Below are 9,129 nucleotides of genomic sequence, written 5' to 3' on the forward strand. Positions count from 1 at the left end.
TGACCGAAATTGGGTGAAAAAAACGGCTTGATCAAGACGGATACTCGAGATTGTCTTGTCGGTCGGCGTGGGCGGCGCGACGGTGACGCAGGTTGCGCAGCGGCGTGATGTGACGCGGCAGCAGATCCACGCTTGGCGGCACGAGCGGAAGAAGAAGAGCCTGCTTTCGACTTTGCCGGAGGCGCTGTTCCTGCCGGAGACGCTGTTCCCGCCTGTGGAGTTGGACCGGCGGGCGCAATCGGCGGTGCCGACGGCGGTAGCAGCAACCCGCTCTGCCCAGATCGAGTTGCAGCTGGCGAATGGCCGCCGCCTGCGCTTCGAGCCGTCCCTGGACGCGACCACACTGACGCAAGTGATCCGGGCGGTGGAGGCGGCATGATCGGGCCGGGAACCGGCGTCCGCGTCTATCTGGCCGCTCGCCATTGTCGCTCGGACCAATGGCGCTACAAGGCTCGCCGTGACGGACATGCGAAAGGGCATCGAGGGGTTGGCCGCCCTCGCGCAGGATCATCTGCGCCAAAAGCCGACCGGTGGTGCGGTGTTCGCGTTCCGTGGCCGTCGCGGCAACAGGTTGAAGCTGCTCTACTGGGACGGGCAAGGCTTCTGCCTTTATTAAAAGGTGCTGCAAAGGGGCCGCTTCCCTTGGCCTGCGCGCGGCGATGGCGCGGTGCGTCTGACCTCGGCGCAACTGGCGATGCTGTGGGAAGGGAGAGATATATCTGAAAGTTGGTGATGGCCCCAGAGGGGCGGCAGATCATGGCGTTGTTCACGCGCCGCAATTCTCATCTGAGAAAAGGATATGCCACATGACGACAACTACCATTACGCAGCTTCCCGATCCACAGGGATTTTCGCCTGATCCACTGACGGAACTTTTACGATCCGGCGCGCAGCGGTTGATTGAGCAAGCCGTCGAGGCCGAACTTGCTGTTCTGCTGGAGGCCTATGCATCTGACAAAACCGAGGATGGCCGCGCGCGGCTGGTGCGCCATGGTCACCTGCCAGAACGCGAAGTAATCACGAGGATCGGGGCGGTGCCAGTCAAGGTACCCCGCGTGAGGGACCGGGGCGACGACGTCGAGAAGGTTCGGTTCACCTCGACAATCCTACCGCCCTACCCGTTGCCCGGCAATCGCTTCTTGAAGCGATGAGAGGGTGCGCAAAGCCAAATCTATCAAGGACCTTCTGCCCTGGCTTTACCTCAAAGGTATTTGCACCGGCGACTTTCACGAAGCGCTCGCCGCATTGCTCGGCCCCAATGCCGCAGGACTTTCTTCAAGCACGCTATCGCGGCTCAAAGCCGTTTGGTGCGATGAGTATGACCGTTGGCAACGGCGCGATCTGAGCGCGCGTCGCTTCGTCTACATCTGGGCGCCCTCTCGGCAGCATGCCTTGCATGCGCCTGCCGGGTAACAGACGGCGTCTATTTCAGGCCCCGAATGGCCGAGGAAAAACAATGCGTTCTCGTTCTGATCGGAGCGCCTCTCGTTGTTTGCATGCAAACCACTGCCGGTGACAGATGAGTGGCGCCGCAAAGAGATCATCGGTTTGGCCGACGGCTACCGCGAAAGCCCCCAAAGCTGGCGCGAATTGCTCCTTGATTTGCAACGACGCGGGCTCACCCACGCGCCTGACCTTGCCATTGGCCCCTCTCATCGCTGCAGGCAGCGATTGCCTGGCAACGGATGGTGCCTTGGGCTTCTGGAATGCCCTGCGCGAGGTCTTTGGTTCGACAAAAGAACAGTGCTGCTGGTTCCACAAAACGGGCAATGTGCTGAACGCGATGCCGAAATCGGTTCAGGATAAGGCAAAGTGCCACCTGCACGACATCCATTGGCCGACAGGGCATTGCGCAGCAATGTCCCGAGAGGCTGGCAGGCTGAAACCCGTGTCGACGCTGACGCTGCATTCGACTATTTTGTCGCGACATATGGTGTAAAATACGACAAGGCCGTCGCCAAATTGACCAAAGACCGCGACGTGCTGCTGGCATTCTATGATTTTCCTGCTGAGCATTGGAAACACATCCGAACCACCAACCCAATGAGCGCACCTTCGCCACGGTTCGGCATCGCACCGGCAAAACCAAAGGATGACCCAGCCGCAAAACGGGCCTTGCCACGGCGTTCAAGCTGATGATGTCAGCCCAGACCAAATGGCGCAAACTTGACGGCGCGAACCGCATGCCTGAGATCATCCAGGGGATTGAATTTAGGGATGGGATCAAGCAACTTCAAAAGGCCGCCTAATCACGCCGTCACCAACTTTCGAGCATAGCTCCTATTGCAGGCCAGGCGACCGTATCAATTTCAAAAAAACATCAGTCAAAACCACTGTATATTTCCGGTCGGCTCGTTCGTGGTGGGTGTCGTGTCTGATGTTTGATCCAGATTGGCGATTAGATCCCTCAGGCGCAGCGTCGTGAAAATTTGGGCGGGATCGGCTTTGATGCCAACGGGAAGCTGATTTGAAATGCAATCCATCAAACGTGCCAAATCTTCTAATGATTGGGTAACGCGATCAATGCCTTGCAAACCTTCAATAACCTCGGGCTCCGTTTCGTTGGGCAGCTGACATTGTGCCAGAACTGTCTGCACATATGTCAGATGCCGGGCGAGTACGTTCAGTTCTTTTGCGATACGTTCGACCAGAACATCAAGCAACAGATCACTATCGGACGAAGCCTGCGAATTGGGGTAAGGGGTATTCATAGCCGCCCCACCACGGCCTCAATGCACGCGCGCAAATCTGGGGGGGTGAACGGTTTTTTCAAAAAGTTATTCATACCAAGCCGCCGCCCGGAGTCGATAATATCCTGGTTGGGGCGCCCGCTGATCAGGATGAAACCGGTCCCCTTGGTCTTGGGGTTTGTTCTTAAGGCCTGTAAAAGTTGTAGCCCATCCATACCCGGCATATTGTAATCGGACAGGACCAGATGCGCCGGGTTTTTCGCCATCATGGCAAGCGCCTCTGGGCCGTTCGATGCATAGCTTACCTGTCGAACGCCCATTGAATCCAGCGCCTGAGTGATAAGCCCCCGGCTGGTTGACATGTCATCTACAACCATAGCGCGTATTTGATCTCTTAACGCCATACATTCTCTTCTGGTAGTGGGTCGCGTTCGGCCAGGCGGTAGGATGTGATCCCTGCCGTTACCAATCGTGAACCTTGTTGGATGGAAACCCGCTCCGAATGGCCGACAAAAAGCCACCCTCCGGGAGCTAAAAGCGATTCGAACCGGCGCCAAAGACTGTTTTGCGCCTGATGATCAAAATAGATCACCACGTTTCTGCAAAAGATAACGTCAAATTGGCCTCTGATAGGCCATGGTGCATGCAAATTGAGTTCCTGAAATGTAATGAGGTTGCGCAGATCAGAAGCGATGCGCACCCCTGTTTCACATGGTTCGGTAAAACGGTTGCGAAAACAGGGCGGAATTCCATTCGCTGTCGCGATATCATATGTCGCCGCGCGAGCGCGAGCTACCACGGCCTGATCTATGTCGGTGGCCAAAATTCGCACATCGTATCTTGCGATCTCGGGTAGCAAATCCGCCATAACCATCGCAATCGAATATGCCTCGGGGCCGTTTGAGCACCCAGCAGACCAGAGCCGAACCCGCCCACCCGCCTTGGCGCGGGCAATCAGGGGCGGCAGCGTCGAATGGCGAAGCTGATCAAAATGATGGTTCTCACGAAAAAAATGGGTCACGTTGGTCGTCAATGCCGAAACCATCTGACGCTTTTCAGTCTCACCTTCGATCGAGTTCAGCAAGGCAATATAGGCGCGATAATTGCCTAATTTCAACGCGCGAAGGCGCTTGGCCAATCGTGATTGCACCATGGCGCCTTTGGTAGGGCCGATGATAACGCCTGCAGCCTCGCGCATGATTGTTGCAATTGAAGCCAGTTCAGATGTGGTTGGCGCTTCGATAATACCAGAAAGAAGGGGATGCGTGTTCATGCTGCCACTGACCCCCCTTTGGGCAACACCGCGTTCAGGTTGAGAACCCGGATCATCCGATCCTCGACGATGGTCAAAGCCTCAATAAAGCTGTGGGCGCTGTCGCCGGCAAGTCCGGGCGGTTCTTGTAACATATGACGGGGCAGGGCAAGAATATCTGACACCGCATCAACCAAAAGACCCGCAGTTTGGCTACCAACTTGCACGACGATGATGACATTGCGGGCATCGCGTGCAGCGGGGGCCAGGCCCAGCCGGGTTGAAAGATCAATCACGGTCAGCACTGACCCGCGCAGATTGATCACGCCGCGCACATGGGCGGGTGCGTGCGGCAACGGCGTTGCGCGGGTCCAGCCACGAATTTCGCGGACATGCATGATGTCGACGCTATATTCCTGGTCGGCCAGCCGAAATGACAGCAGTTCTATTTCTGAATTCGGTTGCGCGTTGGTTTCGGGGGTCATGGCGATCATCCTGCAAGGGTGTAGACAGCGGCACTCGTGCGGCTGGCAGCGTTTTCAACAAGATCGACTGGATCCAAAATCAGGGCGATCTGGCCGTTCCCTAAAATTGTTGCGGCAGCAATACCGGGAATATGGCCATAGCTTTGGTGAAGCCCCTTGATCACGACTTGGCGCTGGTCGTGGATCGTATCCACGATTAACGCGAATTTTCGGCCATCGTCGTGTGATGTCAGCAAGATGATACCGCCATCATAACAGGCCTTTGTTTCCCGATAGCCAAGTTCGACCCCCAGATCGTAAATCGGCACAAATGCACCACGAAGGTGAATGACACTGGTTTTTGTTCCGATTGTGCGAATATCGCTTTGTTTCAGTGCCACTGTTTCCAGGATGCTGGATAATGGCACTACAAGCGTTTCCCCAGCGACGGTGACAATCATTCCGTCAAGCACCGCCAGCGTCAGCGGCAACGATATAGAGAACGTTGTTCCTGACCCGACATCGGAGGTGATCGTGATCCGCCCCCCAAGTGCCTGGATTGCACTGCGCACCACATCCATTCCGACCCCCCGGCCAGAGAGGGCGGAAACCGTCGAAGTTGTCGAAAAACCGGGCATAAACAGCAAGTTATCTATGTCACCATCTTCCAGGGGCAGATCTGCCGGGATCAACCCCTTGGTGATCGCAATTTTCCGCACTTTGGGGCGGTCGATCCCCGCGCCGTCGTCGCTGACCTCGATTACGACCCGGCCGGCGCGATGTTGGGCCGAAAGAGTGATAACGCCTTCACGGGGCTTGCCGACTGCCTCACGGTCATCGGGCATTTCAAGGCCATGGTCCAGGGCGTTCCGGATCATATGGGTAAGCGGGTCTGCAAGGCGCTCGATGACAGTCCGGTCGACTTCGGTTGCTTCTCCATCGCATTTCAAACGCACCTCTTTACCGATGCTTGCCGACGCCTCACGCACGATCCGGGCCATGCGTTGAAACAGAGGCTTGACTGGTTGCGCGCGGATCATCATCACGCTGTCCTGAATATCGCGGGTCAGCACCATGAAGGATTCGAGCTCGGTCATGATCTTGGAATTGGGCGGCAGGTGCGCCTCGGCTATATTCTGGGCCAACATTGCCTGATTGATAACCAGCTCGCCCACAAGGTTGACCAGACGGTCGATCCGGTTGAGGTCGACCCGGACCGTTGCTGCAACCGGCTCTCGCGGTGATGGGGCTTGCAGCGCCAAAGGGGGGGCCTGGGCCGGAGGCGAAGGGGTTGTCAGGGCCAGATTGCCGGGAAGGGCGATGGCGGCGGCATCTTGCGGCCGGGTTTTTGCACCATTTTCAGGGTCACGCTCGCCGGTTTCCGCGTCAATGATCTCAATTTGGCAGACATCTTCGACAAAATCGAAAACTTCCAGAATATCTGCTTTGGTCATCTGGCCCTTCAGGTGAACCGTCCAGGTCAGATAGGTGTTTTCGGGGTCCATCTCGCTTAGCGGGGCCAAGGATCCAAGATCACACGCGATCACCGCATCCCCCAGAGAGGAGAGGGTGCGCAGTAGATACAGTGGCTCGTTTCCAGATTGGTAAAGTGCGGGCAGGGGGGTGAAAATGACCTTCCAGAAAGCGGGCGGAATATCGGGATTAAAATCGAAGCTCAGGGCCAGTTTCATCGGTTGAAAATCGGTAAGATCGGGTTCTGATGCCGGTGCATTCTCAATCAGGGCTTCCAAATCACGAAGGCAGTCTTCGCTGCCTGCCGGCTCCGTGCCGCCATCGCGTGCAACGCAGACCTGATCGTGCAAAAGATCTGCCGCGTGAAAGAATAACCTTACCACATCATGACAGACTTTCAGCCGCCCGGCGCGCAGTTCATCCAACACTGTCTCATAGCGGTGCGCAAACGCGACCAATGGCGAAAGACCGAAAGCCCCGGCACCGCCCTTGATCGAATGGACAGCACGGAACATGATGTTGACCGTTTCACCATCATCTTCGCCCCGGTCAAGGATGGCGAGGGAATCTTGCAGGTTTTCAAGCAACTCCTCGCATTCCACAAAGAATGACGCGCGGATACCTGCCATTGGATCATGTGTCATCATGCCCCTCTTATCCTGCGACCATTTGCAATGCCTTGATCAGCTTTAACGGATCAAAAGGCTTTATGATCCAGCCTGTAGCCCCCGCAGTGCGGGCCCGTGTCTTCAACGCGACTGCAGATTCGGTGGTCAAGACGAGTATGGGCGTCGCACGGTGCCGATCCAACCGGCGTACGGCCTCGATAAAGCCAAAACCATCCAGGCGCGGCATGTTGATGTCTGAGATGATCGCATCTGGGGCAATATCGGAAAGCATTTCAAGCCCTTGCAGGCCATCTTCGGCCAAATGCAGGGTAAACCCGGCCGCCATCAGCGTATGCTGTAGCAGGTTACGAATGGTCGGGCTGTCATCGACCGCCAGAATGGTCAGGCTCATGTCGTGCCCTCGGTTTGCAGCGCGTCAATATCCACGCCAAACAGGATCAGCGCCTCATCAAATGCGGTGGAACGTGGGGAAATAACAAACCTGTGACCCGCGTTTCGCCATTCGTCTGCTGCCGCCAGCAAGACCTGAAGCCCTAACCCGCCAAGATGGGTGACCTTACCGGCATCCAGCAAAAGATCCGCACCCGCGTGCGCCAAGAGGGATGCCGCAAGCGCCCCTACGGTCGACAAATCCAAACGCGGTTCAAGCACCAGCCCCGTCATGGCGCAGTGTCTCGGGTCAAAATTGAAAGGCCCACAGTCAATCCCTTTCCTGTCGACTATGGAACGAGGATTATGGCCTTCAGGTTAAGATAGGTTTGACGTGCCTTCAGATTTCTCGGCACAGATTTGATTTTGCAGATAAACCGCGCAGCCTGTCAGCGCGGCAAAGTCATCCTCGATCACGAAAATGGAGTAGCGCTGCATGAAGTCACAAAAGCGGCCCTTGTCGTAAAACGCCCTGGCAAAGCCGAACTCGCCCAGAAATGGGCTGATGGCGCGCGCGACACCGCCACACAGATAGATCCCGCCCAACGGTAAGTGAATCAACGCCAGATCGCCCACCACGACGCCCAGTAACCGGCCGAAAACCTGACCGGCCGATAAGGCCAGTGGGTCGCGCGCCGCCATCGCGGCCATGATCGCGGCGGCGGGGCGTTTTTCTTCTGCGCCCGCAATCGAGGTTACCCAAGCGTAAACCTGTTCCAACCCCCGCCCTGACAAAACATCCTCAATCGCGGGAAAGCCAGTGTTGCCGTCGATGAATTGAAGCAATTTCAGATCCGTTTCCGTTCGGATCGGCAGGCTTGCGTGGCCGCATTCAGACGCAACCACGATCTGCCCGCGCGGATGGTTGTGTACGGGGGCTGCGTTAAAACCGGTGCCGACCCCTATTACCAGTTGGCCGGCACCATTGCCGGAGGCGTCATGACCCGTCAAAATCGGTCGAAGTGCGCCGGGGTGAAGATGCCCCAATGCATGACCATGAGCTTGCAAGTCATTCAATACGGCTATCTTTTTGGCACCCGTGGCGGCGGCGAGGCCTTCAGGATCTATAGTCCAGTCAAGGTTGGTCAACGTGGCCACGCCATCGCGCACTGGGCCGGCCACGGCAACACAGATGCTTGCGCAATCCACACCATCGAGGGGCGCCATAAAGGCCCCCAGCACCGCATCCAATGCGCCGTAATGCGCATTGGCATAGCGGCGGATCGTCTCGGGCAAAAGCCGCCCCCCCGCAGATAACCCCACGCGGGTATTTGTGCCCCCGATATCGGCTACAAGGGAAAAATGATTGGCAGGTCGGCTCATCTGGATCCTTCCACGGCACGCGTTGATAGCTGATAAGGTTTCCTGGGGGGATGTGGCAATAACCCAAAATGCGACGTGGCGTCGTCAACGCCGCCTGTCCGCACCCTCCGGGCCCGGCTGCGGCAAACTGGAATTGGCCTCTAAAACCAGCCTGTTGCGGGTATCTCTTAACCCATCGGCGTCATATTCACAGTGCCTCGCAACTATTTCTGCGGAGCTATACTTAAATATGGGTGTCGCGCATCATCGGGCGGCGCGGTTTTCGGTGTCGTCGGTCACTTCGACACCGTCGTTGAATTTGAGTCCTTCGATGACTTTTGGCAACTGTTTTTACCCCTGAGACGCAGCCATTTCTTTGATGCGTCCCGAATGAGGCTGAGAACCATCAGCTTTGTGGTCTTTTGTGACAGTGCGCCTTTGGTGCGCACCATTCGGTGCCGAACAGTAGCAAATATGCTTTCAATCCGCTGGCCTCACGGCGATTGCCTGCAATCGCCGTGAGGCGGGTTCGGTCTGCGCAAATGGCCCCAATGTTTCGCCGGGAAGTCAAAGAATGCGAGCATCGCTATTTCCGGTGGAGCCGACAACCCGCGCCGCTTGTTATCGCTCAGCAACTCATGCCAACTCTGTGCGCTCTCCCACTGGTGGACCTGAAAGCCGATCTGTTCTTTCTTGCCCTCCGGTGTCGCGCCCCCTCGTCGCAGATTGCTGCGCAATCGCCAGCCGGGCAATGGATGATCACCAGCATACTTTCGATGTTTTCATCTTTCCGGGCTTGAAGGTAGACGCCGTCTGTTACCCGGCGGCGCATGCAAAGCGTAAGCCTCCGGCGGCGGCGGTCTGATTTCGGGATCGATCCGATGGTAAAT

General features: G+C 56.9%; 9 protein-coding genes and 3 pseudogenes. 3 read left to right on the forward strand and 9 right to left on the reverse strand.

The features are described 5' to 3' along the window. Positions 1-55: 55 nt before the first annotated feature. The 3 genes and pseudogenes from ACM62R_RS08315 to ACM62R_RS08325 all read left to right on the forward strand — a co-directional run bounded on the left by ACM62R_RS08315 (position 56) and on the right by ACM62R_RS08325 (position 2,249). Entirely contained in the window at positions 56-379 is a 324-nt protein-coding gene (locus ACM62R_RS08315) for a hypothetical protein (protein ID WP_415183591.1), read from the forward strand. Between the two features lie 87 nt (positions 380-466). Further along, positions 467-733, forward strand: a pseudogene (gene tnpB / locus ACM62R_RS08320) (IS66 family insertion sequence element accessory protein TnpB). Between the two features lie 73 nt (positions 734-806). After that, a pseudogene (locus ACM62R_RS08325) lies at positions 807-2,249 on the forward strand (IS256 family transposase). A gap of 75 nt (positions 2,250-2,324) precedes the next feature. Here ACM62R_RS08325 and ACM62R_RS08330 read toward each other — a convergent pair. From ACM62R_RS08330 to ACM62R_RS08370, 9 genes and pseudogenes are all read right to left on the reverse strand, one after another. Continuing rightward, the gene (locus tag ACM62R_RS08330; RefSeq protein WP_415183592.1) at positions 2,325-2,711 is read right to left on the reverse strand and encodes a hypothetical protein; all 387 of its coding nucleotides are present in this window, start codon (positions 2,709-2,711) and stop codon (positions 2,325-2,327) included. Beyond that, entirely contained in the window at positions 2,708-3,094 is a 387-nt protein-coding gene (locus ACM62R_RS08335) for a response regulator (protein ID WP_415183593.1), read from the reverse strand. Before ACM62R_RS08335 ends, ACM62R_RS08330 begins: the two co-directional genes overlap by 4 nt. Next, positions 3,085-3,963 (reverse strand): protein-glutamate O-methyltransferase, encoded by an 879-nt coding sequence (locus ACM62R_RS08340; RefSeq protein WP_415183594.1) that lies wholly within the window; start codon positions 3,961-3,963, stop codon positions 3,085-3,087. The genes ACM62R_RS08335 and ACM62R_RS08340 overlap by 10 nt, the downstream gene beginning before the upstream one ends. Further along, on the reverse strand, positions 3,960-4,427 hold the full coding sequence (locus ACM62R_RS08345; protein ID WP_415183595.1) for a chemotaxis protein CheW: 468 nt from the start codon (positions 4,425-4,427) through the stop codon (positions 3,960-3,962). The genes ACM62R_RS08340 and ACM62R_RS08345 overlap by 4 nt, the downstream gene beginning before the upstream one ends. A 5-nt stretch (positions 4,428-4,432) precedes the next feature. After that, complete coding sequence (locus tag ACM62R_RS08350) at positions 4,433-6,523, reverse strand: chemotaxis protein CheA (RefSeq protein WP_415183596.1); 2,091 nt, start codon at positions 6,521-6,523, stop codon at positions 4,433-4,435. Between the two features lie 10 nt (positions 6,524-6,533). Next, positions 6,534-6,899, reverse strand: coding sequence for a response regulator (locus ACM62R_RS08355; RefSeq protein ID WP_415183597.1), 366 nt, complete (start codon positions 6,897-6,899; stop codon positions 6,534-6,536). Continuing rightward, complete coding sequence (locus ACM62R_RS08360) at positions 6,896-7,171, reverse strand: STAS domain-containing protein (protein ID WP_415183598.1); 276 nt, start codon at positions 7,169-7,171, stop codon at positions 6,896-6,898. The genes ACM62R_RS08355 and ACM62R_RS08360 overlap by 4 nt, the downstream gene beginning before the upstream one ends. A gap of 84 nt (positions 7,172-7,255) precedes the next feature. Beyond that, on the reverse strand, positions 7,256-8,260 hold the full coding sequence (locus tag ACM62R_RS08365; RefSeq protein WP_415183599.1) for a glucokinase: 1,005 nt from the start codon (positions 8,258-8,260) through the stop codon (positions 7,256-7,258). 243 nt (positions 8,261-8,503) lie between these two features. Beyond that, a pseudogene (locus ACM62R_RS08370) lies at positions 8,504-9,129 on the reverse strand (transposase); the annotation flags it as partial.

The organism is Phaeovulum sp. (assembly GCF_047638075.1).
In the GTDB taxonomy this organism is placed as follows: Bacteria; Pseudomonadota; Alphaproteobacteria; order Rhodobacterales; family Rhodobacteraceae; genus UBA6197.